General features: G+C 65.2%; 24 protein-coding genes. 5 read left to right on the forward strand and 19 right to left on the reverse strand.

Going from position 1 to position 26,840, the window contains the following annotated elements; translation table 11 throughout:
- Positions 1 to 120: 120 nt before the first annotated feature.
- Positions 121 to 1,599 (reverse strand): ATP-binding protein, encoded by a 1,479-nt coding sequence (locus LC092_RS13615; RefSeq protein WP_224807217.1) that lies wholly within the window; start codon positions 1,597 to 1,599, stop codon positions 121 to 123.
- A gap of 373 nt (positions 1,600 to 1,972) precedes the next feature.
- Here LC092_RS13615 and LC092_RS13620 point away from each other — a divergent pair, with 373 nt between their 5' ends.
- The gene (locus tag LC092_RS13620) at positions 1,973 to 3,901 is read left to right on the forward strand and encodes a methyl-accepting chemotaxis protein (protein WP_224807230.1); all 1,929 of its coding nucleotides are present in this window, start codon (positions 1,973 to 1,975) and stop codon (positions 3,899 to 3,901) included.
- Positions 3,902 to 4,076: 175 nt separating this feature from the next.
- Positions 4,077 to 4,643 carry a rhodanese-like domain-containing protein gene (locus LC092_RS13625; protein ID WP_224807232.1) on the forward strand — a complete coding sequence of 189 codons (567 nt, stop codon included), beginning with the start codon at positions 4,077 to 4,079 and terminating at the stop codon, positions 4,641 to 4,643.
- A 69-nt stretch (positions 4,644 to 4,712) separates the two neighbouring features.
- Here the strand turns inward: LC092_RS13625 and LC092_RS13630 are convergent, their stop codons facing one another.
- The 6 genes from LC092_RS13630 to dctP all read right to left on the reverse strand — a co-directional run bounded on the left by LC092_RS13630 (position 4,713) and on the right by dctP (position 11,754).
- A complete protein-coding gene (locus tag LC092_RS13630; protein WP_224807234.1) occupies positions 4,713 to 5,429 on the reverse strand; it encodes a DUF4198 domain-containing protein in 717 nt (238 codons plus the stop codon).
- Positions 5,430 to 5,889: 460 nt separating this feature from the next.
- On the reverse strand, positions 5,890 to 7,413 hold the full coding sequence (locus LC092_RS13635; protein WP_224807235.1) for a malonate--CoA ligase: 1,524 nt from the start codon (positions 7,411 to 7,413) through the stop codon (positions 5,890 to 5,892).
- Positions 7,410 to 8,774 (reverse strand): malonyl-CoA decarboxylase, encoded by a 1,365-nt coding sequence (locus LC092_RS13640; protein WP_224807236.1) that lies wholly within the window; start codon positions 8,772 to 8,774, stop codon positions 7,410 to 7,412. Before LC092_RS13640 ends, LC092_RS13635 begins: the two co-directional genes overlap by 4 nt.
- A complete protein-coding gene (locus LC092_RS13645; RefSeq protein ID WP_224807237.1) occupies positions 8,771 to 10,087 on the reverse strand; it encodes a TRAP transporter large permease in 1,317 nt (438 codons plus the stop codon). The genes LC092_RS13640 and LC092_RS13645 overlap by 4 nt, the downstream gene beginning before the upstream one ends.
- A complete protein-coding gene (locus tag LC092_RS13650; RefSeq protein WP_224807238.1) occupies positions 10,084 to 10,569 on the reverse strand; it encodes a TRAP transporter small permease subunit in 486 nt (161 codons plus the stop codon). Before LC092_RS13650 ends, LC092_RS13645 begins: the two co-directional genes overlap by 4 nt.
- 180 nt (positions 10,570 to 10,749) lie before the next feature.
- Positions 10,750 to 11,754 (reverse strand): TRAP transporter substrate-binding protein DctP, encoded by a 1,005-nt coding sequence (dctP, locus tag LC092_RS13655; protein ID WP_412103581.1) that lies wholly within the window; start codon positions 11,752 to 11,754, stop codon positions 10,750 to 10,752.
- A 177-nt stretch (positions 11,755 to 11,931) separates the two neighbouring features.
- On the opposite strand from dctP, the gene LC092_RS13660 reads away from it, so the two are divergent.
- Complete coding sequence (locus LC092_RS13660; RefSeq protein ID WP_224807239.1) at positions 11,932 to 12,633, forward strand: GntR family transcriptional regulator; 702 nt, start codon at positions 11,932 to 11,934, stop codon at positions 12,631 to 12,633.
- Positions 12,634 to 12,651: 18 nt separating this feature from the next.
- On the opposite strand, the gene LC092_RS13665 is transcribed toward LC092_RS13660, so the two are convergent.
- From LC092_RS13665 to LC092_RS13685, 5 genes are all read right to left on the reverse strand, one after another.
- Positions 12,652 to 13,386: a L,D-transpeptidase gene (locus tag LC092_RS13665; protein ID WP_224807240.1), complete on the reverse strand. Its 735-nt coding sequence runs from the start codon at positions 13,384 to 13,386 to the stop codon at positions 12,652 to 12,654.
- A gap of 81 nt (positions 13,387 to 13,467) precedes the next feature.
- Positions 13,468 to 15,093 (reverse strand): ABC transporter ATP-binding protein, encoded by a 1,626-nt coding sequence (locus LC092_RS13670; RefSeq protein WP_224807241.1) that lies wholly within the window; start codon positions 15,091 to 15,093, stop codon positions 13,468 to 13,470.
- A 1-nt stretch (position 15,094) separates the two neighbouring features.
- The gene (locus LC092_RS13675; RefSeq protein ID WP_224807242.1) at positions 15,095 to 16,216 is read right to left on the reverse strand and encodes an ABC transporter permease subunit; all 1,122 of its coding nucleotides are present in this window, start codon (positions 16,214 to 16,216) and stop codon (positions 15,095 to 15,097) included.
- A gap of 3 nt (positions 16,217 to 16,219) precedes the next feature.
- Positions 16,220 to 17,143 (reverse strand): ABC transporter permease subunit, encoded by a 924-nt coding sequence (locus tag LC092_RS13680; RefSeq protein WP_224807244.1) that lies wholly within the window; start codon positions 17,141 to 17,143, stop codon positions 16,220 to 16,222.
- Positions 17,144 to 17,304: 161 nt separating this feature from the next.
- Positions 17,305 to 18,903: a peptide ABC transporter substrate-binding protein gene (locus LC092_RS13685; protein WP_224807246.1), complete on the reverse strand. Its 1,599-nt coding sequence runs from the start codon at positions 18,901 to 18,903 to the stop codon at positions 17,305 to 17,307.
- A gap of 384 nt (positions 18,904 to 19,287) precedes the next feature.
- On the opposite strand from LC092_RS13685, the gene LC092_RS13690 reads away from it, so the two are divergent.
- Both LC092_RS13690 and LC092_RS13695 read left to right on the forward strand, forming a co-directional pair.
- Positions 19,288 to 20,013, forward strand: coding sequence for a FadR/GntR family transcriptional regulator (locus LC092_RS13690; protein WP_224807248.1), 726 nt, complete (start codon positions 19,288 to 19,290; stop codon positions 20,011 to 20,013).
- Between the two features lie 76 nt (positions 20,014 to 20,089).
- Entirely contained in the window at positions 20,090 to 21,904 is a 1,815-nt protein-coding gene (locus tag LC092_RS13695; RefSeq protein ID WP_224807255.1) for an ABC-F family ATP-binding cassette domain-containing protein, read from the forward strand.
- Positions 21,905 to 21,908: 4 nt separating this feature from the next.
- On the opposite strand, the gene LC092_RS21165 is transcribed toward LC092_RS13695, so the two are convergent.
- From LC092_RS21165 to LC092_RS13725, 7 genes are all read right to left on the reverse strand, one after another.
- Positions 21,909 to 22,034 carry a hypothetical protein gene (locus LC092_RS21165; protein WP_263627143.1) on the reverse strand — a complete coding sequence of 42 codons (126 nt, stop codon included), beginning with the start codon at positions 22,032 to 22,034 and terminating at the stop codon, positions 21,909 to 21,911.
- Positions 22,031 to 22,261 (reverse strand): hypothetical protein, encoded by a 231-nt coding sequence (locus LC092_RS13700; RefSeq protein ID WP_224807257.1) that lies wholly within the window; start codon positions 22,259 to 22,261, stop codon positions 22,031 to 22,033. The genes LC092_RS21165 and LC092_RS13700 overlap by 4 nt, the downstream gene beginning before the upstream one ends.
- On the reverse strand, positions 22,258 to 22,710 hold the full coding sequence (locus tag LC092_RS13705; protein WP_224807259.1) for a group III truncated hemoglobin: 453 nt from the start codon (positions 22,708 to 22,710) through the stop codon (positions 22,258 to 22,260). The genes LC092_RS13700 and LC092_RS13705 overlap by 4 nt, the downstream gene beginning before the upstream one ends.
- Entirely contained in the window at positions 22,707 to 23,147 is a 441-nt protein-coding gene (locus LC092_RS13710) for an RrF2 family transcriptional regulator (RefSeq protein WP_224807261.1), read from the reverse strand. The genes LC092_RS13705 and LC092_RS13710 overlap by 4 nt, the downstream gene beginning before the upstream one ends.
- 91 nt (positions 23,148 to 23,238) lie before the next feature.
- Positions 23,239 to 23,799 carry a GDYXXLXY domain-containing protein gene (locus LC092_RS13715; protein WP_224807263.1) on the reverse strand — a complete coding sequence of 187 codons (561 nt, stop codon included), beginning with the start codon at positions 23,797 to 23,799 and terminating at the stop codon, positions 23,239 to 23,241.
- Positions 23,796 to 25,139 carry a DUF2157 domain-containing protein gene (locus LC092_RS13720; RefSeq protein WP_224807265.1) on the reverse strand — a complete coding sequence of 448 codons (1,344 nt, stop codon included), beginning with the start codon at positions 25,137 to 25,139 and terminating at the stop codon, positions 23,796 to 23,798. Before LC092_RS13720 ends, LC092_RS13715 begins: the two co-directional genes overlap by 4 nt.
- Before the next feature lie 129 nt (positions 25,140 to 25,268).
- Positions 25,269 to 26,771 (reverse strand): inorganic phosphate transporter, encoded by a 1,503-nt coding sequence (locus tag LC092_RS13725; protein WP_224807266.1) that lies wholly within the window; start codon positions 26,769 to 26,771, stop codon positions 25,269 to 25,271.
- Positions 26,772 to 26,840: the final 69 nt, after the last annotated feature.

Below are 26,840 nucleotides of genomic sequence, written 5' to 3' on the forward strand. Positions count from 1 at the left end.
GCAAGCCCGAAACGCGGACCTCCCCAGATGGCTTGACTGGTTCAACCGGGCAAGACAACACTCCGCTCTCAACGGCCTGCCGCCCCTCCAAAGGGTGAATGACCTTCTGAGAAACCACATCTAGATCGCCGCGCGCGCCGGCTGAGCGGCCGTCTGGCAATCGAGATCCGTCAGGGTGACGATACGGTTTCCGCGCAGGTCGTTGACGCAGACGATAAAGCCCTGCTCCTCCATATGGGTGAGCAGCCAACGTGCACGCCCCTTGGAGCGGGTGCCATAGGCGGTGGCGATCTCGGCGTCGTCGGGACAGGGCCGGCCTTCCAGCGCGGATTTGGCAAGCAGCAGATAGACCCCGCGCATCTCCTCCGGCAGGCTTTGCGCGACGTTTTCGGCCGATGACCAAACTTGCGGATCGATCTCGCTGCCGTTGACCCCGGCGCGGGCCAGCGCGACCCGCTGGCGAAACGCCGCAAGATCGGGCGGACGGCCCGGAAGCCGCGCGATGCGGCAGCGCACCTGGAAATCCTGATAGAGTGCGGCAACCGGCTGGAACGCCGCCTCGCTGTCGTCGAGCAGCTCGGCGATCACCGCGTCCACGGCCTGCTCCCACGCCTCGCGGTCCATCGGTTCCGCTTCGACGGTTTCCCGCGCCGCGGCCTGCCGGTTCAACCGCTCCAGCACATCGGCTGCCGGGACCGGCTGCGCGACGACCGGCTTTTCGGCCGCGCGACGCTCCGATCCGCTGGCCGGCTGGAACAGAAGCTCCTGAAGCTCCTCCGGGCGCCCTTCGGGCAGGGGCGTCAGCTTGGGACCGCCGCCGCGCCCGACGGTTTCCACCGGACCGATGCGCACCGTCATCGGCCGGCGCGACACCGCCGGCCCCAGCGCCACGAAATGTCCGCGCTCGAGGTTGCGGAAGGCCTCTGCCTGACGCTTCTCCATGCCCAGCAGGTCGGCGGCGCGGGCCATGTCGATGTCGAGAAAGGTGCGGCCCATGAGAAAGTTGGAAGCTTCGGCTGCGACATTCTTGGCGAGTTTCGCCAGGCGCTGCGTGGCGATCACGCCGGCAAGCCCGCGCTTGCGGCCGCGACACATCAGGTTGGTCATCGCGCCGAGCGCGACGCGCCGCGCCTCTTCCCCGGTGTCGCCGGACGCGGAGGGTGCAAACAACTGCGCCTCGTCGACGACGACCAGGACCGGGTACCAGTGGTCGCGCTCCGCATCGAACAGCGCGTTCAAAAAGACGGCCGCCGCCTTCATCTGCCGGTCGGGCTCCAGTCCCTCCAGATTGAGGACGACGGAGACCCGATGCGCGCGCACCCTGGCCGCAATCACGGCAAGATCGCGCTCGCTGCCGGCAGCATCCACGACCACATGACCGAAGCGGTCGGACAGGGTCACGAAGTCGCCTTCGGGGTCGACCACCACCTGCTGCACCCAGGCAGCGCTTTGCTCCAGCAGCCGGCGCAACAGGTGCGACTTTCCAGATCCCGAGTTTCCCTGGACCAGAAGTCGGGTCGCGAGCAGCTCCTCCAGATCGAAACAGCAAGAGGTCGCGCCCCCGGCACTTACCTGGCCCATGTCAATGCTGACAGTCATGCGGATTGCTTGTCCCATTGCATAGGTAAGACCGTGCCCGGGCCATTGCGGCTGCGCAGCTGAGGCAGCACCGACGGGCGTCGCCGCGTCGGCCGGACGATCGTGTGATGGACGCAGTATCGGCGATTCGCGGGGCGGCACAAAGGAGGATCGCCGCCGTTGCGGAAGGTGGCCGCAAAAGGCCCGACAGGCAGCGCCTGGAGCGAAAGTCGACCCGTTTTCGGGCGCTTACGTATCGTCAATTAGGTGAATTTTCATGTTTTTGAAAAATGTAGTTGGGAAAACAACCCAAGGGTTTTTCATGACTGTGCAGCGCAAGACATCCCGATCCACCAGCACGAACCGCCGCTTGCCGGACGCCATTGCAGATTTCATGTGTGGCGACAGCCGCGACACCGTGGACACCCGCGCGGTCTGGGGCAATCTGAAACCGGCCATGGCGGATATCATGGACGGCTTTTACGAGAGTGTCCGCGCGACGCCGGAGATCGCGGGCAAGCTCGGCGACCCCGACAAGAGCATTCCGCATCTGAAGTCCGCCCAGATGAAACACTGGGACTATATCTTCACCCATGACCCGGACCTGGAGTTCGAAGCCAGGGCCGTGCGGATCGGCGAAGCGCATGTGCGCATCGAGCTGGAGGCACAGTGGTATCTGGCGTCTTACGGCCGCCTGCTGATCGAGGCGCTGCCCGCCCTGGTCAAGCGCTACCGGTTTGCGCCGGGCAAGCTCCCCGGCGCGCTGCAGGCCCTGGTCGGGCGCGTGTTTCTGGACATGATCATGTCCTATGACGCCTATGAGAACGGCGTCGTGCGCAAGCGGGGCGAGGAGCACCAGCGCGAGAACGAGCTCGCCAGCCTGCGCGGTCTCGCCAACACCGTCTCCGACATCAACGAGGTGGCGCTTGGCATGGCGACGCTGTCGCACAACACCCGCCGCGCCGCAAAGAACGGCCAGGCGATTTCCTCGGCGGCATCGGAGCTGGTTGCCTCGGTGGAACAGATCTCCCAGACCAGCGACGGCGCGGCGCATGAGGCGAATTCGACCAATGCGGCGGTAACGGCGGGCCTCGACGCCATGGCCGATGTGCTGCAGCGGATGGGCGATATCGCCGATGCCTCGCAGCAAAGCGCGGAAAACCTGGCCGACCTGCATCAGGCATCGGAGCAGATCGGCGAATTCCTCTCGGTGATCGAGAGCATCGCCAATCAGACCAACCTGCTCGCGCTCAATGCCACGATCGAGGCGGCGCGGGCCGGCGAGGCCGGAAAGGGATTTGCCGTCGTCGCCAACGAGGTCAAGAGCCTCGCCACCCAGGCGGCCAAGGCCACCGAGGACATTGCCCAGCGCATCGACGCGCTGAAGGCGGGCATGCTCACCACGCAGGATTCGATCTCCGTTTCGCGGAAGGCCGTCGACCGGGGTCAGGAAACCATCACCAGCGCCAACGAGCGCATGCAATCGGTCGGATCGCGGATCGCCGGCGTTTCAAGCCGCATGCAGGAAATCTCGGCCATCCTTCAGCAGCAGAAGGAAGCGAGCCAGGAAATCGCCCGCAGCATCACCGGTGTCGCCGACCTTGCGGTGGAAAACGAGACCCAGCTCAAGAACATGAGCGACGCGCTTCAGGCCAGCAACGACCGGTTCTCGAGCGACGCCAGAAACTGGTTCAACGCCGAGTCAAACCGCTCCTTGTGCGAGATGGCGAAGATCGACCACGTGATGTTCAAGAAGCGTGTCGTCGATACGATCATCGGTCATGACAAATGGTCCGCAGCCGATGTCCCCAACCATCACCAATGCCGCCTCGGCAAATGGTACGAGGCCATCGACAACGCGAATATCCGGGCGCATCCGGCCTACAAGGCGCTTGCCGCCCCGCACGCACGCGTTCACGCCGCAGCCCACGAGGCCTTGCAGGCACATGCCGATGGCGATACCGATACCGCCTCGGCGCGCCTGTCGGACCTGAACCTGGCAAGCCAGCAGGTCATCGATGCGCTGAACGATCTGTCGGACGCGCTGCAGAACGAGTTGAAGGACAGCGACAGGCGGCTGGAGTTGCGCAACAAGTCCCGTCAGGAAACCGCAAGGGTGGACATGGCCTCCGGTTCCAAATCCGTGACGATCACCGACGTGTCGCAAAGCGGGTTTGGCGTTTCCGGCCTGTCGAAAGCGGACGTCGGCAAGGCCGTCCGGTTGGTCTACAACGGCACGGAAGTCCTTGGAGAGGCCGTCTGGGCGGATGGCAACCGCGGCGGGATCCGTATCCTGCGCAAGGATCGCGGACCGCAAGGCTGACCGGCACGCAAGCGGTCATGCCCTGCGGAGCGCGCGACCGCGACGGGGCGCTTCCGGAAGCCGCAGCCGGACCTTGGCAGAAAAGCGGACTTGCCCTTTGCGCTCACATTCGAAATCATTAATATGTAATCGAATGTGAGCGCCGGTATCCGCCGGCCGGTCGGGAGGAATGAGCATGAATATCACCCCAGCGCTTGCCGGGATCGCCCTTTTGGCCCTATCCGGATTTGCCGTTCAGGCCGAAGAGGCGCTGAAGATCGGGCCGGATACGTCGTCCGTCACCATCCAGACGGAAGACGGCCCGGTGGAGATCACCCGTCACAGGAACGACACCCAGCTGATCGGTGGCGTGCTGCAGCCGATCATCCCGATGCCGGGCGTTCAGCCGGCCGGCGAGCTTGAGGTGCTGGAGGCGCTTCAGGACGACACGGCGCTGGTGGTCGACATGCGCACGATGGACTGGCGGGTGAAGTCGACGATCCCCGGCTCGATCCACATTCCCTACACCGAGGTCGCGATGCGCCTTGATGAACTGGGCTGCACCGGGGAAGCCGGCGCCTGGGACTGCAGCGATGCGCTGTCCGTCTTCGCCTTTTGCAATGGCCCGGCCTGCGGCCAAAGCCCGCTTGCCATCGCGGCCATGGTGCGCGAGGGCTTCCCGGCGGAAAAGATCCACTACTATCGTGGCGGCATGCAGGACTGGACGGTCCTCGGCCTGACCACGGTCGAGAACCTGTTCTAGGGGCGTGCGCCCAAAGCCTGAAACGGACCCTGCGGATCGCGGCCTCCCGGGCGGCGATCCGCGCTCCTCTCAGTGCGCGTGGCCGCGCCCGACCGTGAACGACAGCGTTGCAAAATGCTCGACGATGTCTGCGTCCGGGTCGTTCTCGAGCGGCACCGCATGGGACACCGCAATCACATTGAGCCCGTTGTTGCGGACAATGAGTACAGCCTCACCGGCCGCGTCGGTCGTTTCCGGTTTGTCTTCCGGCATATTGACGTAGTCGGCAATCAGCGCGACCCCGGCGAGCGGCCTACCCTTGTATAGAACGCGAAGGCGGAAAGGCGTCCCGGCGCTCAATACGCTCGGATTGCCCAAGGGCACGATCTGCAGATCCTGTTCGGGCAACTCCGGCAAATCGCCATGCAGGTGCCGGATCGCCAGAGCATGCTTGACGTAGCGGCCTGCCGTTTTCGCGCCATCCACCTCGCTCTTGGGCTTGTTCACCCATTTCCCGTCTGCGCCCTCGCTGTAAAAGCCATTGTCGAAATCGACGAGAACAATCGCGGGCTTGCCGGTCGTGGCAAGCAGCACGTGGGTTTCCCGATCCTCCACCTCGACCGACACAGGTTCGCCGTCCTCGCCGAGAGCCTGCACCTTGCTGATCTTGCCAGGGTCATAGGGGTCGTCGGACGCCCCATGACCATAGACGATCGCAAGCTCGCCCCGCCGCTCCGCAAGCCAGATGCCATGAGCCAGCGCGGCCTGAACCGACCCCAGCACCGCAAGCACGGCGATCACCGCCATAGAAACTCTCATTCGAACCTCACGTTTGTAATGTTATGACATAACATACTTAGTGCTCAGGACTGCAGGCTGTCAACGCCGCGCCGTGTCCGATCCCGCCCGACGCGTCACAGCGGCTGTGCAGACCGGCAGGAGCGGATTGCGGGTATTGGAAATCGCGACCGCGAAAGGCAAAACGCCCGCCGGGTTTGGCGGGCGAAGACGACTGACCAAGGGTGTGCATGCCGTCCCGCGTCATACCGGGCAAGCGCAAGCGCGACCCGGTATCGGAGAGCTAAAAACCTAATTTTTCAATGAGGTTCCCGCCGAGAAAACACGCCTCGCCGATCCCGGATCGCAGCTCTCGCTGCGTCCGGGACGACGTTTCTTCCGCGGCTTTGTCATAATCCCTCGCCCGCCGGATATGGCGGGCGTCGCGGTTTGCGAGACGCTCGGGGGTCGCGCCCTGAACGATCTGTCGTCAATTTGCGTCGAAGGTGTCCTTATACTGCTCGCGCAGCACGTTTTTCTGGATCTTGCCCATGGTGTTGCGCGGCAGTTCCGGCAGGACATAGACCTTCTTCGGCTGCTTGAACTTCGCCAGCGTGTCGGCGAGAGGAGCGACGATGCGCTGCGCATCGAGTGTCACGCCCGCATGGGGGGAGACGACGGCCACGACCCCTTCGCCGAAATCGGCGTGCGGCACACCGATCACCGCGCTTTCGGCGACGCCCTCGATCTCGTCGATGACCGCCTCGACCTCGGCCGGATAGACATTGAAGCCGCCGGTGATGATCAGGTCCTTGGCGCGGCCGACGATACTGACGTAGCCCCTGTCGTCGACCCGCCCCATGTCGCCGGTGATGAAAAAGCCGTCGGCGCGGAATTCCGACGCCGTCTTTTCCGGCATCTGCCAATAGCCCTTGAAGACATTCGGTCCACGCACCTCTATGACGCCGACCTCTCCTTCCGGCAGAACGCGTCCGCTTTCCGGGTCGGCAATGCGAAGCTCCACCCCCGGCAGCGGATAGCCCACCGTTCCCGGACGGCGCTCGCCGTCGTAAGGGTTGGAGGTGTTCATATTGGTCTCGGTCATGCCGTAGCGCTCGAGGATCGCGTGTCCCGTGCGGGCGCTGAAGGCCTTGTGAACCTCCGCCGACAGCGGCGCCGAGCCCGACACGAAGAGCCGCATGTGCGCGACAAGCTCGCGGGTGAAGGCGTCGGAGGACAGGAGACGCGAATAGAACGTCGGCACGCCCATCATCGTGGTCGCCTGCGGCATCAGCCGGAGCATTTCCTCAAGGTCGAATTTCGGCAGGAAGATCATCGACCCGCCGGCAAGAAGCGTGATGTTGCTCGCAACGAACAGGCCGTGCGTGTGGAAGATCGGCAAGGCGTGCAGCAGCACATCGTCGGAGGTGAAACGCCAGTAATCCACCAGAACGCGGGCGTTGGAGGCGAGATTCTCATGGCTCAGCATCGCCCCCTTGGAGCGGCCCGTGGTGCCCGATGTGTAGAGGATCGCGGCGAGGTCGTCGGCGCCGCGCGCGACATCCGTGAACTCCGCCGACGCCCCCTCCACGGCCGTCGAGAGGCTGCCCGAGCCGTCCGCCGCCAGGGTCAGCACATGGCTTTTCACCTTGTCCGCGATCTGCGCCAGCGCATTGAGCCGCCCCGGATCGCACACCAGCACCGACGGCTGGGCATCCGACACGAAATAGTCGACCTCGGCCGGCGTATAGGCCGTGTTGAGCGGCAGGAACACCGCGCCGGCCCGCACCGTGCCGAGATAGAGCATCAAGGCTTCGGCCGATTTTTCCACCTGCACCGCGACACGGTCGCCGGGTTTCACGCCCGAGGCGGACAGGACATTGGCATAAGCGGCCGAACGCGCGAGCATGTCGCCATAGGTGACGACGCGCCCGTCCGGCGTCTTGAGGAACGGCACTTCCTCGTCGCGGATCGCGGCTCGGATCTGGGAGAAAAGATGGTTTGTCTCGGTCATGCGACGGGGTCCGGTATCTGCTTTTTCTTGGTGTCGGGGACGGATTTCAAAAGACGGGACACGCTGCTCGCAGCGGCAACCGCACCGGTGGCCGCGAAGGCCTCATGGTTTTTCTCGATATCGCCGAGGCTGTAAAGGTAATTGACCATCACGCCATAGGACTGGCGTCGGCCGGAGAGCGACGGATTGGCGTTCCAGTTGATGCGCTCCAGACGGGCGCCATTGCCCAGGTGAAACCGGGCGACCGGGTCGAGCGGACGCGTGCCTTTCGCCTTCTCGCGCATCAGGTAATGGGCGCAGATCGCCTTGAGCGGCTCCTTGAGGTCTTCCGGCGGCTCCTCCTCGCCGACGCGCTCCAGCAGGTCCGCCTTGTCCGCGGAAAGAATGCCGGCGACCGGACTGTCGGTCACCCCGGCCGCCGCCTCCACATAAGCGCGCAGCCCCGGCACCGGCGACAGCGTAACGAAGGTCTTGAGATTGGGGAGGTCGCGGCGCAATTCCTCCACCACCTGCTTGATCAGGAAATTGCCGAAGGAAATGCCGCGCAGCCCCTTCTGGCAATTCGAGATGGAGTAGAACACGGCGGTGGTCGCCTCGCCCGCCGCCAGTTCCTGGCGTCCCTCCGCCAAAATCGGCGGAATGGCTTCGGGAATGTCCCGGGTCAGCGCCACCTCGACGAAAATCAGCGGATCATCCACCAGCGCCGGATGGAAGAAGGCGTAGAGACGCCGGTCCGGCAGGTCAATGCGGCGGCGCAGATCGTCCCAGTCGCTGATTTCATGCACCGCCTCATAGCGGATGATCCGCTCCAGGATCACGGCCGGCGTCGACCAGTCGATGCGCTGCATGACCAGGAAGCCGCGATTGAACCAGGACGAGAACAGATGCTGGAAATCCCGGTCGACCTCGCGCAGGTCCGGATCGTCGCGCAGGCAGGCGATCAGGTCCTTGCGCATGCTGACAAGCGCCGAGGTGCCGCCCGGCGCCAGATTCAGCCGGCGCACCAGTTCCTGCCGCCGGGGCTCGGTTGCCGCATGCAGCCCCTGCAGCAGGGGTTCGTCGTCGGGCGCCTCCAGCACCGCCTGCGCCGCCTTGGCAACGCGCTCGCGGTCGGCGCCGAAGCGGGCGTGAAGCTCGCGAAAGAAGGCAAGGCGCTCGTCCGGCGACAGCGTCGCGTAGCTCGTCAGCAGGTCGCGGGCAAGCGCCACGCCCGAGGCCTCGCCCCGGCCGGACAGAAGCGCCTCGCACAGGTCTCCCAGCGCCCGCCCGCTTGACACGCGCTCGCGGCGGCGGTCCAGCAAATGCCGTCCCTGCTCGGCAATCGATCCGAGCAAGTCGTTGAAAAAACTGCTGCTGCTCATCTACCAGGTCCCATCAACGTGTCGGGAAGCCAGAGCGCGATCTCGGGCATCAGGCAAAGCAGCACAATGCCCACGACCATGCATCCGACATAGGGCAACGACCCGCGCAAGATCTCACCGAGCGTGATGTTCGGCGCGATGCCGTTGATCACATACAAGTTGAGACCGACGGGCGGCGTTATCAACCCGATTTCCATGTTGATGGTGAGGACGACGGCGAACCAGTAGGGATCGAAGCCGGCCTGGATGATGATCGGCAGAAGGATGGGCGCGGTCATCAGGATGACGGCGACCGGCGGCAGAAAGAAGCCCGCGAACAGCAGGAACATGTTGATGATCGCCATCAGCACCCAGCGGTTCACGTCAAGCGCGGCGATCCATTCCGCGATGGTCTGGGTGATGAAGAGGGAGGACAGGGCGAAGGAAAAAAGCTCGGAGGCGCCGATGATCATCATGATCATCACGCTTTCCTTCAGCGTGTCGCGAAACAGCTGGCTGTAGAGCGCGAGTTTCCACAGCCGGTAGATCACCGCGACGAAGATCAGGCACATCACCGCGCCGACGCCGGCTGCTTCCGACGGCGTGGCGATGCCGCCGTAGAGCACGAACAGGATCCCGACGATGATGCCGAGAAACGGCAGGACCCGCGGCAGGATGGCGAAGCGCTCGCGCATCGAGAAGCGCCGGCCGAGCATGTCCAGGCCGATACCCCGCCGGCGGCAATCGTAGATCGTCCAGGCCATGAACAGCGCGGTCAGCATCGCGCCGGGTAGAAGGCCTGCCAGGAACAGGCGGCCGATCGAGGTTTCCGTGGCGATGCCGTAGACGATCATGGTGATCGACGGGGGAATGAGAATGCCGAGCGTTCCGCCGGCGGCGATGGACCCGGCCGCAATCTCGTTGGGATAGCCGCGCTTGGTCATTTCCGGGATGCCCATCTTGCCGATGGCCGCGCAGGTGGCCGGCGAGGAGCCGGAGAGGGCCGCGAAGATCGAACAGGCACCGAGGTTCGACAGCACCAGTCCGCCGGGCACGCGGTTCAGCCAGCGGTCGAGCGCCTCGTAGAGATCCTTGCCGGCCGGCGAGGAAGCAACCGCCGCCCCCATCAGGATGAACATCGGGATCGACACGAGGCCGAAGGAAGCCAGGCCGCCGAAGAAGGTTTCGCCGAGTATGCCGAGCGAGCCCCAACCGTCGGCCAGGATCAGCGCGGCGATGGAGACGAAACCGAGCGCGAAGGCGATCGGCATGCCGAGCGCCAGCAGAGCGAGAAGGACGGCGAGCACGCCCGCGCCCCAGACCATGGGCGTCATGAGGCGTCTCCATAAATCTTCATGATTTCAGCGATGTACTGCAGGACCAGCAGACCGATGCCGAGCGGAAGCGGCAACAGCGGGATCCAGAGCGGAATGCGCCAGACGGAATCCGTCGTCCAGTTGTAGGTCCAGGCTTCGTGAAAGTAGGTCCAGCCGGACCAGGCGAGCAGCGCGCAAAAGGCGATGCCGAACAGGCCGGCGACCGTCTGCATGGCACGGCGTACGGGCGGCGCGGCGCGCAGCTGCAGCAGATCGACGTTCACATGGCCCTTGTGCAGCAGGACATAGGGTGAGCCGAGGAAGGTCGCGGCCACCAGGGCATAGGTCACGAATTCCGTCTGCCAGATGGTCGAGCCATTCAGGAAATAGCGGATGAACACCATGTGGCAGACCACGACGGCGGCCGCGCCGGTGAGCACCATTGCCACGACACCGAGCACCCGCGACAGGGCGGATACCGCTGAAATATAAAGGAACATCACCTGTGCTTTCCCAGGTTTTCCGGCCAGCGGCGAAGCGTGACCGGTGGCGAACGCGCGTCAGACGCGCGGGCCGAACGTGACTGCGGGACACGCGCATCGCGGGCCAAAAGGCGCGATGCGGAAAGCGGTCCGCCCGCCGGCGTGCGCACTCGCACCGTCGGGCGGACCGTCGAAGGATCACTCGACGGCGAGTGCCTTGGCGATCAGTTCCTCGCCACCCGGGACGTTTTCGGAGAACATCTTGTAGGACGTCTCCTTGGCGATCGCGAGCCAGGCGTCATAGTTCTCGGGCGACATCTCCACGACCTCGACGCCGGCATTCTTGTAGGTCTCGATCAGCTTGGCATCGAGGCCCTTCGCCTCGCCGATGAAATAGTCCTCGGCCACCTTGCCGGCCGCCATCAGCGCATCCTGCTGTGCCTCGGAGAGCTTGTCCCAGCTGCGCTTGGACATGAGGATAGGCTCATACATGAACCACAACGCATTGGCGCCGGGCGCGGTCAGGCAGGTCGCCTGCTCGTAGATGCGATAGGAGACGAAGGATCCGGACGACGTGTTGGCCGCGTCGAGAACCCCGGTCTGCAGAGCCGTGTAGATCTCCGACGACGGCATGGAGGCGATCGAGGCCCCCGCCCCAACCAGCATCTGCTCGAAGGCCGGACCGGCGGCGCGCGTCACCTGCCCCTGCATCGTCTCCGGAGAGGTGATGCACTGTTTCTTCGACGCGAAGCCGCCGGCAAGCCAGGCGTCGGCGATCACCACCACGCCGGCGTCATTGATGATCGCCTTGATGTCCTGCATGAACGGGGAATCGTTGAGACGCGTCGCGCGGTCGTGATTGCGCACCAGACCCGGCATCAGGGTCGCGGAAAACTGCGGATGGCGCCCGGACGCGTAGTCCAGCGGGAACGCGGAGATGTCGAGCTGACCCTTGGTCATCGCGCCCCACTGCTCGCGCGCCTTGAACAGCGACTGGCCGGGATAGACCTTGATCTCGAGCCCGACGTCCGCCTTGGCGACCTCGCGGGCAAGGATCTGCACCATTTCATCGCGCACATCGCCCTTGCCGCCCGGCCACTGGTGCGACGCCTTGAGAACCACATCCGCCGCATGAGCGGCCGGCATGGCAATCGCCATCGCCGTCGTCAGGCCGAGCGCGGCCCTTGCAAGTGTCTTGAACATGTCTTCCTCCCAAACACCGCCGACACTCGGTGAGGCCGCCGGATCCCTTGTGATTGAACGCGACCGGACGCCAGCCTCCTCCGGGCCCGCCGCGCCATGGGTCAAAGCAATCACCGCGCTGCATCCAAGTCAACGCTTTTTGTATACAAGGCTGCGAGGCTTGAATATTATTGCGGCATGACCGACGTCGCGACACCGCCCCGATCCGCCCGACGAACAGCGAATGCCCTGCGCGAGGCGCTGGAAGACGACATTGCCGTCGGCCTGTATCCGCCAGGCACACGTCTGGACGAAGTTTCTCTGGCGAAACGGTTTTCCGTCTCGCGCACGCCGATCCGCGAAGCCCTGATCGAGCTCTCCGCCTCGGGTCTTGTCGAGATCCGCCCGCGCCGGGGCGCTTTCGTGCGCGAGATCGGCATTCCGCGCCTGATCGAGATGTTCGAGGTGATGGCGGAACTGGAGGCCATGTGCGCAAGGCTGGCCTCGCGGCGCATGGATGCAGCAGAGCGCGCGGCGCTCATGGAGGCGCACGAGCGCTGCAGCGACGCCGCAAAAGCCGGCGACCCGGATGCCTATTACATCGCGAACGAGGCGTTTCACGATGCGATCTATGCGGGAAGCGGCAACGGATTTCTGGCCGAGCAGGCCCGCGAGCTCAAGAACCGGCTGAAGCCCTACCGCCGGCTTCAGCTTCGCGTGCGCAACCGGGTGGGGAATTCACTGGCCGAGCATCAGGCGATCGTCGATGCGATCCAGGCCGGCAACGACGACGAGGCCGCCCGCGTGCTGCGCTCGCACATTCTTATTCAGGGCGAGCGCTTCAACGATTTCGTGGCGTCTCTTGCGGCGGCGGAAAAGACCCGCCGCGCGCAAGGGTAAGGGCGGGCGCAGAGCCCGTCAGCTGGTCTCCGGCGCCTTCGACAAGACGACGACCTTGGTGTGGGTCGGCACACGGTTGAAGAGATCCAGTATGTCCTGGTTCCACATGCGGATGCAGCCCGACGACACGCTGCGGCCGATGCTTTCCGGTTGCTTGGTCCCGTGGATGCGATAGAGCGTGTCGACGCTCCCCTGCCACAGGTCGAGCGCCCGGGCGCCGAGCGGATTGCGCGGGCCGCGCGGATAGCCGTCCTTCCAGTATTTTTCCAGCGCCGGGTTGCGCGCGATCATTTCCCGTGGAGGGCGCCAGATCGGCCAGACGCGCTTCACCCGCACCTTGGCATCGCCGCTCCAGGCAAAGCCCGCGCGGCCAACGCCGATGCCGTAACGCAGCGCCTTGCCGCCTGGCAGCGTCCAGTAGAGAAACTTGGAATAGGGATCGACGATGATCGTGCCCGGCCGCTCGCGGGTGTCGTAGTCGACCACCTGGCGCCAGTACTTCCGGTCGAAATTCTTGTAAGGAATCGCGGGGATCTTGAAGTCGTAATCGGTCGTCGCCGCATAGGCTGAGGCGTAGTCGAAATCCTCGCCCGGCAGGTCCGGCTGATTGTGCAGCCCGACCGTCGCGACCCCACCGCCGACGCCGCTCGACTGGCAGGCCGCCAGAACCAGCGGCGCACCGATCACGAACGACCGACGCGAAAGCAACGTGCCCGCATGGGGCTGCGTCTTGTCCGGTCCCTTAGACACCATGTCTTTCTCCAAACGTTCCAGGCTCCAACCGTGGATCTTGTACCCGATCGCGGGGCCGGATGCGAGCGCGCAAAATGCACCCTAGCCGGCAGCAACGGGCGCCAGCGCCGCCGCCATCAGCTCGCGCGTATAGGGATCGGCGGGCGCGGCAAAGACCGCCTCCGCCGGCCCGGCCTCAACCACGCGCCCGCCCTTCATCACGATGATCGTATCGGCCAGCGCCCGCACCACGGCGAGATCGTGGCTGATGAACAGATAGGTCAGGCCATGGTCGCGCTGGAGATCGCGCAACAGGTCGACGATCTGCTTCTGGATGGTGCGGTCCAGCGCCGACGTCGGTTCGTCGAGCACAACCAGGCGCGGTTTCAGCACCATCGTGCGCGCAATCGCGATGCGCTGGCGCTGCCCACCGGAGAACTCATGCGGGTAGCGGTTGCGCACCGACGGGTCGAGCGACACTTCCTCAAGGGCCGCACAGGCGCGAAGGTCGCGTTCGCGCCGCGACAGCGACGGCTCGTGCACGAGCAGCCCCTCGGTCACGATCTGTCCGACGGTCATGCGCGGGCTGAGCGATCCGAAAGGGTCCTGGAACACCAGTTGCATCTGCCGGCGAATGGAGCGCATCGCCGCCTTGTCGGCATTGGAGATGTCCCGTCCCTCGAACTGCACTCGCCCGGAATGGGGCAGCAGTTGCAGCAGCGCGCGTCCGAGCGTCGACTTGCCGGACCCGGATTCGCCGACAATGCCAAGCGTCTGCCCCTCGCGCACCGTCAGCGAGACATCGTCGACTGCCTTGAGGATCGTCGGCGGCTTCAGGAAGCCCTGCTGGATGCGGAAGGAGACACCGAGCTTTTGCACTCCGACGACGATCGGGCGGCTTTCGGGCACCGGGTCCTTGCGGCCCGACGGCTCCGCGTCGAGCAGCATGCGGGTGTAGGCTTCCCGCGGCGCGGCGAAGAGCGCATCGGTTGCCCCGGTTTCCACCACCTCGCCGTCCTTCATCACCACCACCCGGTCGGCGATGCGCCGAACGATGCCGAGGTCGTGGGTGATGAACACCACCGCAACGCCGGTGCGTTTCTGCAGGTCGGCGATGAGGTCGAGGATCTGCGCCTGGGTGGTGACGTCGAGCGCGGTCGTCGGTTCGTCCGCAATCAGCACGTCCGGGTCGTTGGCAAGCGCCATGGCGATCATCACGCGCTGGCGCTGGCCGCCGGACAGTTCATACGGATAGGCCCGCAGCTTGTCGGCCGGATCGGGAATGCGCACCAGCTCCAGAAGCTCCAGCGCCCGGGCCGAGGCCTGTTTCCAGGACAGGCCGCCATGTTCGACCAGCGGCTCGCTCAGTTGCCGCTCGATGGTGTAGAGCGGATCGAGCGAGGTCATCGGTTCCTGGAAGATCATGGTGATCTTCGCGCCGCGCACCGCGTTCAGCGCCTTCGGCCGCAAGGCCAGAAGGTTGCGGCCGCGATAGAGCACCTCGCCGGTGGCGCGGCCGTTGTCGGCCAGAAGCCCCATGGCCGCCATCATCGTCTGGCTCTTGCCGGAGCCGCTTTCGCCGACGACCGCAACCGTCTCGCCCTTGCGCACGGCGAGGTCGATGCCGCGAACCGCGCGCACCTCGCCGTCGTTGGTCGCGAAGCTGACCACCAGTCCGCGAATGTCCAGCACCAGTTCGCTGTCTTCTGTCGTCTTTGCCTGCGCCATCTCAGCGATCCTTCGGGTCGAGCGCATCGCGCAGGCCGTCGCCGATGAAATTCAGCGCAAACAGCGTTGTCGTCAGGAAAATCGCGGGAAACAGCAGCATCGTCGGATTGCCCTCGATGTCGCGCGCGCCTTCCGAGATCAGCACGCCCCAACTGGTCATCGGCTCCTGCACGCCAAGGCCCAGGAAGGACAGGAAGCTCTCCAACAGGATCACGCGCGGAACCAGCAGCGTCATATAGATCACCACCGGGCCGGTGAGGTTCGGAATGATGTGGCGGCGCAGGATGCCGACATTTTCCACGCCAAGCGCCTCGGCCGCCTGGATGAACTCCTGCCGCTTCAGGCTGAGCGTCTGCCCGCGCACGATCCGCGCCATGTCGAGCCATTCCACCGCGCCGACGGCGATGAACATCAGCACGAAGTTTCGCCCGAAAAAGACCACCAGCAGGATCACGAAGAAGATGAAGGGCAGCGAATACAGGATATCCACCACCCGCATCATCACCAGATCGACCCGCCCGCCGAGATAGCCGGACACCGCGCCATAGGTCACGCCGATCACGATGGCGACCACGGTCGCCAGCAAGCCGATGGTGAGCGAGATCCGCCCGGCGATCAGCGTGCGCGTCAGCAGGTCGCGACCGGTCGCATCGGTGCCGAAGAGGAAGGTGAACCGCTCGATATCGGCGACGATGACGCCGCTTTTTCCATCACCCGCCATCTCCTCCAGCCGGGCACCGGAGAAAATGTCCACCCGGTCGACGTAGCGCACGATGCGCGGATCGAGCTCGCGCGACGACGACACGGGAATGCGAACGCTTTCGCCGACGATCTCGACCGGCTCGCCGACATCGACACGCGCGCGCTTCAGCGCGTCGAGCGCGGCCGGGGCGATCGCCTCGGCCTTGGGATAGGGCGACAGGCTGGGCCCCACCTTCACATAGGAGCGATAGACCTGGTCATAGGCATGGCCGGTCAGATAGGGCCCCGCCAGACAGGCCAGCGCCATGAGGACCAGAAAGACGAGGCTCGCCATCGCCGCGCGATTGCGGCGCAGGCGGGCCAGCCCGTCCTGCCAGAGCGAGCGCCCCTCGACGGGCCTGGGCTGAACAACCGCTGTCATCGCCTACCCCAGCCGGACGCGCGGGTCGATCAGCGCATAGAGCAGATCGACCACCAGATTGAAGACAATGATGAAGATGGCGATCACGATCACCGTTCCCATCACCAGCGTGTAGTCGCGGTTGAGCGCGGCCTGGACGAAATAGCGGCCGACGCCGGGAATGCCGAAGATCGTCTCCACCACGACCGAGCCGGTCAGGAGCGCGGCCGCCGCCGGGCCGGCATAGGAGACCACCGGCAGGATCGCCGAGCGCAGCGCATGCACGACGACCACCGTCCAGGGCTTCAGCCCGTAGGCGCGCGCCGTTCGGATGTGGTGGGAGCGCATCGCCTCGATCATCGCGCCGCGCGTTAGCCGGGTGACGACGGCGATCTGCGGCAGGGCCAGCGTGACGATCGGAAGGATCTTGTAGGACCACGCCCCGTCGCCCCAGCCGCCGGCCGGGAGCCAACCGAGCCAGACGCCGAAGACCAGCGACAGCAACGGCGCGATCACGAAGGTGGGGATGGTGATGCCAAGCGTCGCCAGCCCGACGATGCCGTAGTCGGCCGGGCGGTTCTGGCGCAGCGCCGAGGCGATCCCGAGCAGCGTTCCGGCGACCAGCGCCAACACCAGCGCCCCCGCGCCGATCTGGATCGACACCGGCAGGCCGGAGGCGAAAAGCTCGGCCACCGAGAAATCCCGGTAGACGAAGCTCGGGCCGAAATCGCCGCGCGCGAGATTGCCGAGATAGTAGAGATACTGTTCCCACAAGGGCTTATCGAGGTGATAGATCCGGTTGAGGTTCTCCATCACCTTGGCTTCCAGCGGGCGTTCCAGATTGAACGGCCCGCCCGGCGCGACCCGGATCAGGAAGAAGGCACCGGTGACAATCAAAAAGAGCGTCGGGATCGCCGTCAGCAGACGGCGCGTCACATAACCGAACATGAAAAGCGGACTCCGCGTCCTTGTCGTCGAGTGATGCAAGACCGAGACAGGCTGCGCGACTTTGCGCGCTTATGCCAGCGCAAGCGCACCCTGCTCGATTGCGGCGAGCGGGAGAAATGCGGGAGGCGGACGACGGCCCGCCTCCCGCGTGAAACCTGCGCTCAGCCCTCGATCGAGATCAGACGCGTGGGATGCACGTTCTGGAGGTTGTCCTCCCAGCCCTTGAGCTTGGGCGAGACCAGCGAGTGCGAGGAGTAATAGAGGATCGGGATGAACGGCAGGTCGCGCATGAACATCGCTTCCGCCTCGCGCAGGATGTCGGCCCGCTTTTCCAGATCCGTCTCCGCCGCCGCCTTGTCCATCAGCGCGTCGTAGTCGGCATTCTTGTAGTTGGCATAATTGAAGCCGTCATTGTCGGATTCCACGAGGAACAGGAAGTTCTGCGGATCCGAATAGTCGCCGATCCAGCCGGCGCGGGCGATGTCGAAGTCGCCCTTGTCGCGCAGATGCGCATAGTGGCTGGCAAGGTCGCGGTTGATCATGGTGGTTTCCACCCCGATGGTCTTCCACATGTCGGCGATGGCGATTGCCGTGTTCTTGTGGTTCTCGGAGGTGTTGTACATGATCTCCAGCTTCAGCGGCTTGTCCGGGCCGAAGCCGGCTTCCTGCAGCAGTGCCAGCGCCTTGTCCTCGCGGTCGAGCATCGCCTCGCCCTTGTAGTCGGCATAGGCCGGCTCGCCGTAGTTGTTGATCCCCGGGGGCACCAGCGAATAGGCCGGGACCATGGTTCCGCCCCAGATTTCCTCGGCCACATACTCGCGGTCGACGGTCATCGACAGCGCCTGGCGGACGCGGACGTCATCGAACGGCGGCTTCGACATGTTCACGGCATAATAGTAGTTGCCGAGATAGGGCGGCGTGCGCACCTGGTCGCCGAACTTGGCGCGCAGATCCGCGATCTGGTCGGTCGGAAGATCGGAGCAGGAATGGATCTCGCCGGCCTCGAAGCGACGCACGCAGGAGGCCCGGTCCTCGATCGGATAGAAGATCACCTTGTCGATCGCGACGCTGTCGGCACCATGGTATTTCGCGTTCTTGACCGCCACGAGCTTGTCGTTGGGGGTGAATTCCGCGAGCGTGAAGGCGCCGTTGGAGACGAAGTTTTCCGGCTTCACGAAGTCCGAGCCATGCGCCTCGACGGTCGCCGGATGCACCGGCAAGCCGGTCTGGTGGGTCAGGAGCTCAAGGAAGAACGGGGTCGCCTGCTCCAGGGTGATCTCAAGGGTCTTGTCGTCGACCGCCTTGACGCCAAGCTCCGCCGGCGCGAGCTCGCCCTTGTTCACCTTCTCCGCGTTCTTGATCGGGTAGAGGATATTGGCGTATTTCGCGCCGGTCTCGGGCGTCATGATCCGCCGCAGCGAATAGACGAAATCGCCCGCCGTCACCGGGTCGCCGTTCGACCACATGGCGTCGCCGCGCAGGGTGAACGTATAGACGGTCCCGTCCTCGGACACCGTGTGGCTCTCGGCCACGCCCGGCACGACCTTGGCGTTGGCGTCATAGACCATCAGGCCTTCGTAGAGATCGCGCAGGATATGCGCCTCCGCCACCGTGGAGGTCTTGTGCTGGTCCAGCGTCTCGGGATTGCCGTCGTTGCCGCGGTGATACACGGTTTCGGCCATCGCCCCGAATGCCGTCCCGGCAACGAGGGCGCCCGCGAAAAGGCTCGCGCGCAGGCCCGCTCCAAAACTGATTGTCATATTTCTCTCCCAATCTTGTCACTCCGAATGCCATGCGGCACCTCTTGCTCGGGACCTGCGGGTCCGGATGCTCGGGGGCACAGGGAGTGGTTGTGGGCGAAGCTTTCCACCAATCGCCGTCAATGACAAGATACCGCAACGTCGGCTGTTCCCCATTGAAGAGAAAAAGCCGAGAACGTTCTGGCACCCCTAAGCGAATCGAAAAAATATCCCGGAAATCATTGCTTTGATGCCGTATATTTCCTTCTGCCGCACGTTGCGCCGGGTCGCGCCCGCGGCAGCGATCAGATGCCGCAGCGTGTTTTTCTTGATTTGCGCGCGGCGATGCCCGATGGCATGTGCGCAAATCATGCAGTCGCAATAGACAGGCTCGAGAAACGCCAGATGCAGGACGCAGCTTCTCCCTTGCGGGGCAACCTGAAATCCGCCGTTGCGGAGATCATCGCCCTTCGGATCCTGGACGGCTCCTATCCGCCCGGCAGCACCTTGCCGACGGAGGCCGACCTGCTGGCGGATCTTGGCGTCAGCCGGACCTGTCTGCGCGAAGCGCTGCAGACACTTGTCGGCAAGGGCCTGATTTCCTCGCGCCCGAAGCACGGCACCAGCGTGCGCCCCGAGGTCGACTGGAATTTCCTCGACGGGCAGATGCTGGCCTGGCGCGCGAAGGTCGTGCCGCAGCACCAGATTCTCGCGGAACTCGTCGGCATTCGCGACCTCGTCGAGCCGGAAGCTGCGGCGCTTGCCGCGCGCCATGCGGATGACGAGGCCATCGCCGCGATGCGCGAGGCGCTCGATGCCATGGGGGCCGCCGATGGCGAGCGCAATCCCGAAACCCTGAACGCGGACGTGCGTTTCCATCGGCTGATGCTTGCCGCCAGCCGCAACGCGCTGTTGTCCGGCCTCGGCGCCTGCATCGAGAACGCGCTCAGGGCCTCGATCTCGATCACCTCGGATCCGCGCGTCAGCGATCCGATCGCGCTCGACCAGCACCGGCTGGTGCTCGACGCCATCGTCGCCCGCGACCCGGAGGCCGCCCGCCGGGAAATGGCGAAACTCATGTCCATGACCCGCAAGATTCTGAAAACCGCCAAGGCCCTGCCGGACGCCTGAACGTGGCCTGGCGAATTGCTTGCGCGCCCTGCCGATGGCGGTTGCGGAGACACGCGTCTTTGCCTACTGAGACACGATGGCACCACCTCTCTTGCACCTTCGCGACATCGCGCTCACCTTCGGCGGCACGCCGCTGCTCACCTCGGCCGAACTCCAGGTGGGGGAAGGAGACCGCATCGGCCTCGTCGGCCGCAACGGTTCCGGCAAGTCGACGCTCCTGAAGATCGCCGCCGGCATGATCGAGCCGGACGCGGGCGAGCACTTCGTCCAGCCGGGCCGCACGATCCGCTACCTGCCGCAGGAACCCGATTTCGGTGCGGCCGCCTCCGTGCTCGACTATGTGACGAGCGGACTGGCGCCGGGCGACGATCCCTACCGCGCGCAATATCTGCTCGAGGTGCTGGGCCTCACCGGCGAGGAACATCCCGCACGGCTCTCCGGCGGCGAGAAGCGCCGCGCAGCCCTTGCGCGCACCCTTGCGCCGGAACCGGACATCCTGCTTCTCGACGAACCGACCAACCACCTCGACCTGCCGGCCATCGAATGGCTGGAGGACGAGCTTGCCTCCATGAAATCGGCCATCGTGCTGATCAGCCACGACAGGCGCTTTCTGGCCGACCTTACCCGTGCCACCGTATGGATCGACCGGGGCACCTCGCGGCGGCTCGATAAGGGATTTGCGCATTTCGAGGCGTGGCGCGACGAGGTGTTCGAGCAAGAAGAGCGCGACCAGCAGAAGCTTGCGCAGAAGATCAAGCGCGAAGAGCACTGGATGACCTATGGCGTCACCGCCAGGCGCAAGCGCAACATGCGGCGCGTGCGCGAACTCGGCGACCTCCGCGCCCAGAAGAAGGCGCACCGCGGACCGCAGGGAAGCGTCAAGCTGACGGTCGGCGACACCGAGGTGTCCGGCAAGCGGGTGATCGAGGCCAAGGGCATCTCCAAGGACTATGGCGAAGGTCCGATCGTGAAGGACTTTTCCACCCGCATCCTGCGCGGCGACCGGGTGGCGCTCGTCGGACCGAACGGCGCCGGCAAGACCACCTTGCTGAAGCTCCTGACCGGAACGCTTGCCCCCGATAGCGGCAGCGTGACGCTCGGCTCGACGCTGGACATGGTGACGATGGATCAGGCGCGCGAATCCTTGCGCGACGACGACACGGTCACGGAGGTTCTCACCGGCGGCGGCGGCGACCAGGTGGTGCTGTCGTCAGGCGCGCGGCATGTCGTATCCTACATGAAGGACTTCCTGTTCGCGCCCGAGCAGGCGCGCACTCCCGTGGTCGCCCTGTCGGGTGGCGAGCGCGGACGGCTTATGCTGGCCCGCGCGCTGGCCCGCCCGTCGAACCTTCTGGTGCTCGACGAGCCGACCAATGATCTCGATCTGGAAACGCTGGATCTTCTGCAGGAAATGCTTGCCGACTATCCGGGGACGGTAGTGCTCGTCAGCCACGACCGTGACTTTCTCGACCGGGTCGCGACCTCCATCGTCTTCGCGGAAGGCGATGGCGTCTGGCGCGAATATGCCGGCGGATATTCCGACATGATCGCCCAGCGCGGCGCCGGCGTCTCGGCGCGCGCTCCGCGTGGCGGCGGCGAGACGACCAAGACGAAGGCCAAAACGGCGCCCGCTGAGGAAAAACCGAAGAAGAAATCCCGTCTGAGCTTCACCCAGCAGCATCAGTTGAAGACGCTGCCGAAGGAAATCGAAAAGCTCGGCCGGGAGATCGCGGACATGCAGCGCGAGCTGGCCGACCCCGACCTTTTCGCGAAGAACCCGAAGCGCTTCGACACGCTGATGGCGAACATGGCCAAGGCGCAGGAAAAACTCGCCAGCGCCGAGGAAACCTGGCTGGAACTGGAAATCCTGGCGGAGGAAGATGCCGGGTGACCGGCTACACCAGCATCCCCACCACGAGCCAGATGTAGAGCGGCATGGGGGCCGCGCCCCACAGCAGCAGCCAGGGCCAGATCCCGCTCCAGCGGGTGTTTCCGGTCGTCGGTGTGATGTTCGGGCTCATGCGATGGTCCCCGCAATGTTCAGGACAGTCAGGACGACGAGCGCCAGGATGCCGGCGGCAAAGCCGTATTTGGCCGCCGAAAAGAGCGCCCGGCCGGTGGCGTCGAGCACCGGCACGCGAACCTCTTCGCGATCCTCCCGCAGTCCGATGGTGAGCGCGCCCAGATAGAGCGCGAAGAACAGCGCGGTTCCGACCTCCGCGACGATGACAAGGGCAGCAATGCTCATGATTTCGCTCCGGCGTTGAGAGGAGGCAGCCCGGAGATCGCGTACTCAAGGCTTCGGGCGATGCGTTGCGCCCGCTCCATGAAATAGGGAACCGCGTCCGGATGCGGCGCGGTGTCCTCAAGCGTCCGTTCGAACAGGTCGAGCCAGACCTTGAAATGCCAGGGTTGAAGATCGGCGAGCTTTGTATGCGCCGGCACCGGCTTGCCGGAATAGCGCCCGGCAATCATGGCGACCGAGGCCCAGAAGTCCTTCATCCTGGCGAGATGCGGCGCCCAGTCGTCGCCGATTTCCGCAGCAAAGATCGGACCCAGGACGTCATGCGCGCGTATGCGGGCGTAAAAGGTCTCGACCAGCGTCGAGATATAGCCGTCGTCGATGCCGAGCGCTGCCGCCGCATCCTGAATTTCCTGCCGACGCTCGGCAGCGCTTCTTACCCGGAAGGTCGTCATGCCGCGTCTCCGACAAGGATCTCTCTCAGGCCGGAATTGCCCGCCACCAGATCGTTGATCGAATAGCCGTCGAGGACGCAGAAGAAGGCCTCGCGCGCCTCGTGCAGGGCATGTTTGAGCTGGCAGGACGGCGTGATGCGGCAGGTGCCATTTCCGCCCGGAAAGCACTCCACCAGCGCGCTGCCTTCCTCCAGCCTGCGAATGACGTCGCCGACGCTGATGCGCTCGGCGGGACGTGCGAGGCGCACTCCGCCACCGCGTCCGCGCACGGCCGCCACAGCGCCCGCGCGGACCAGCGCCTGGGCGACCTTCATCAGGTGGTTCTTGGAGATCCGGTAGCTGTCCGCGACATCGCTGATCGTGGCGCGGTCGCCATCCTGCACCGCAAGATGCATCAGCATGCGCAAGGCGTAGTCGGTCTGGAGCGTCAGTCTCATGTCGATCTTCCCTAAATAGGAATATTTGATACCTCTTTAGGGGAGTCGATGCAAGGAAAACATGCATCAAATATGCTTGTTTTTATACTCCCTAGAACGCACTGTCCTCGAGCAGAACCTTGCCGTTTGCCAGCAGCCGCAGCGGCGCGCTGCGACCGCTCCCGGTGACCGCCACCACCAGGCGGACCTGCTCGCGCGGCAGCGTCTCGATTTCCTTGCCCTTGCCCTGAGGGACGAAGAAGGCGCTCAGTCCGTAGTCGACGCGCAGCTCCTCGCCGTTCGCAGGCGATCCGGCGCGCCCCTTCAGGGCGACACGTCCGTCCTGCGGCGGCGCAGGCAGCACATCCACCGCCCTGAAGATGCCCTCCACATCGCGCTCCACCACGGTCCAGACCGTGTCGCCGAGGCCGAAGGCCGCGAGATTCGTTCCGCGCCCGACCTGATCGCGGGAGATCCGCCCGATCTCGGGATTGAGGATCACATAGTCACCGCGCAGGAGATCGCGCGGGTCGATCGGCCGCAGCGCCAGCGTCACCTCCTGGCCCGTCGCATGCACCGACCAGCGTTCCGCAAGCGGCAGCAGGATCAGCACCAACTGCAGGAGCGCAACCGCTCCCCAGCGCACCCAGGGCGAGAGTGTTTCCAGCCTCATGACGCCGCCTCCGTCTTGCCCGGGCGCTTGCGCAGGATGTAGCCGCTGACAAGGGCGACCACGATCAGCGCGAGCCCCGCCAGCAGGAAGAAGACCGATTGGCCGATCAGCGAACCGACGGTGTGTTCAAGCAACATCAGCAGGACAGCCGCAATCGCCAGATTTCCAAAAACGCTCCATGAGGTGCGATGGGCCGCCGACCCCGCCACGCTGATCGCAACGGCGCCGGCAAGCGCGATCACCGCGATCCAGACCACCTGGCCGGGAAACCACACCACCATCAGCGGCAGCGCGAACGACAAAGCCGACGCGACCAGAACCGCGGTGAAAGCCCCGTCCCAGACCCCCCGCGTGATCGCGAGGGCCGCGCCGGCTGCCGCCAGAAGTGTGACGATAGTCACCGGCCAGAGCAGCAACACCCTTGCATCCACGCGATTGCCAAGGAAATCGTAGCTGTCGAGGCCAAGAAAGAGCCCGATCACGCAGCCAAGCGCCAGCAAGAGAGGGGCGGTGCGCAAGCCTGTGTCCGCCAGAGCCGCCACGCCGTCCGCGCCGCCCCGCAGCAGCCGGTCGGCAAGAAGGCCCCAGACAGCGAAGGCGCCGGCCAGTGCCGCCAGTCCAAGCAGCACTGCCGAGACGACCTCGGCGTCGCAGGACATATCCATGCGGTCCATCTCGCCAATGACGAAAGCGGCATAGGTCGCAAGCGCCTGCGCAAGCACCGCGAGGCGTCCGGCAAGCGAGCTGTGGCGCAGGACGTGCCCGGCCGTCGCCGCCAGGAGAATGAGCGCGAGCAGGCCGTCAGGCGTTGCGAGATGCAACGTGTCGTCGCGCCAGAACAGCCAGATCATCGCGGCAATCGTTGCCACCAGCGCCGCCCCCCTTGAGGCGCAGAGCCAGGCCGCAGCCAGCGCCCCGACCACCACGATCAGGCTGCCGGCCTGCCAGTCCACCGGCAAATGGTACATCTGCCCGACCAGCGACAGGCCGGCGACGAAGACGAGCACCGCGAACAGCGTCGCGATGTCGGCAACCGCGCGCCAGCCCCGCGCGGCGAACAGGGCTGCGGCGCCATGCGCCGCGACAAGCAGCGCCGCAATGCCGGCAAGCTTGACCGGGCGCGGGATCGCCTCCCAGTTGGCCGCAACGAAGGCGACAAGTGCCAGGGCGATGCAGATCGCACCGATGCCAGCAAGCAGCAGGGGCAGGCGAAACCGCCCCTCGCCGTCGGCACCGAGGTCGCGCCGGATCTGCGTGGCCCCTTCCGGCGCGATCCAGCCGGCCTCGACCCAGCGCGGGAGATCGGCCTCAAGCTGGCGTCGGTACAGGGATCTCAACATGCAGCGGACTTTCCTTTGAAACACGGCCACTACGATTACACGATGATGCCGGAAATGGGGACGCCGCGACGCATCGCGTCATCTTTTGCCGGCAGCCATGGCGGGAAACCTGAAATCCGGAAGCGGATCCTATTGCACCCAGTCGAAGACAGCGAAGACGACCGCAGCCAGCATCGCCGCGGCCGGCACGGTCACGCCCCAGGCGGAGACGATGGTCAGCACATGGGCCCGCCGCACGAGCTTGCGGCGGCGCAGGTCTGCCGGCTCGCGGCGCGGACGGACGCTCAACCCTCCGGCAAGCGGCAGGATCTCGCCGACCCTCAGGGTCCGGGCGCGGTTCATGAACCACTCGCGGTAGAAGCCGACCCCGAACACCGCGCCGACGGCAATATGCGTGGAGGACACCGGCAAGCCGAGGCCGCTCGCCAGCAGCACCGTTGCACCGGTTGCAAGCGCCACGCAAAAGGCCCGGATCGGGTTGAGCCGCGTGATCCGTTCGCCGACCATGCGCACCAGCCTCGGGCCGAACAGCAACAGGCCGAGCGAGATGCCCAACGCGCCGATCAGCAGAACCGGAAACAGATAACCTCCCGCCGACATCACGGCCTCGGCATCGCTGAAGGACGAAAAGATCGCGGCGACGGGGCCGACGGCATTGGCAACGTCGTTGGCGCCGTGGGCGAAGGACAGGACGCCGGCCGCCACGATCAGCGGAATGCGGAACAGCCGCCGCAGCGACTGGTTCCGGTTTTCAAGGCCCGTCGCCGCCCGCGCGATCAGGGGCACCGACAGCAGATAGACGCAAAGGGCAGCGGCGAGCGAGATCGCAAGCGCCACGCCCGGCGCGACGGGCAGAGACCGCGACAGCCCGACAATCACCAGATACAGCGCGAAGGTGCCCGCCATCAGGGAGAACATGACCGGGAGCCAGCGCCTTGCCGCGGCGATCTTGTCGTCCCGGTAGATGATCAGGGTCTTGACCAATGCCAGCAGCGCCGCCGCAACAAGCCCGCCAAGCAAGGGCGAGACGACCCAGCTTGCGGCAATCGCGCCGACCGTTCCCCAGGAAACGACACTGCTGCCGGCCGACATCATCGCAGCCCCCACGACGCCGCCGACCACCGCATGGGTGGTGGAAACCGGCGCGCCCAGCACCGTCGCAAGATTGATCCACAGGGCGGCCGCCACAAGGGCGGCCAGCATAGCGAGCGGGAAATCCGCCTGTTCGGAAAAGCCGCCCACGTCGACGATCCGGGTGGAGATGGTCGTCACCACCTCGCCGCCGGCGAGCAATGCTCCGGCACTCTCGCAAAGCGCGGCAAGCAGCAGCGCGCTCGTCATCGTCAGCACGCGGGCACCCACCGCCGGCCCGACATTGTTGGCGACATCATTGGCGCCGATGTTGAGCGCCATGTATCCGCCAAGCGCCAGCGCTGCCGTGAGCAGGAGCCAATGCGGATTGTCGGACAGAAGCAGCGCCGCGATGCAGGCGGTCATCACCAGGAAGAGAACCGCGAAACCAAGCGCGATCATCGAGCGCGACAGATGACCCGCCGCCTCTTCGACAAAGCCGAGCTTGTCGAGGTCCTTGTCGATGGTGGTGACGGCGGTCCTGACGCCACGCTCGCTCACGCCTGCGGTCCGCGGGCAAACGGGCGCCGGCCTGCCGCTCGCCGCTGCAGTCTCGGTTCGGGCGTCATC

Source organism: Stappia stellulata (assembly GCF_020176715.1).
Taxonomy (GTDB): domain Bacteria; phylum Pseudomonadota; class Alphaproteobacteria; order Rhizobiales; family Stappiaceae; genus Stappia.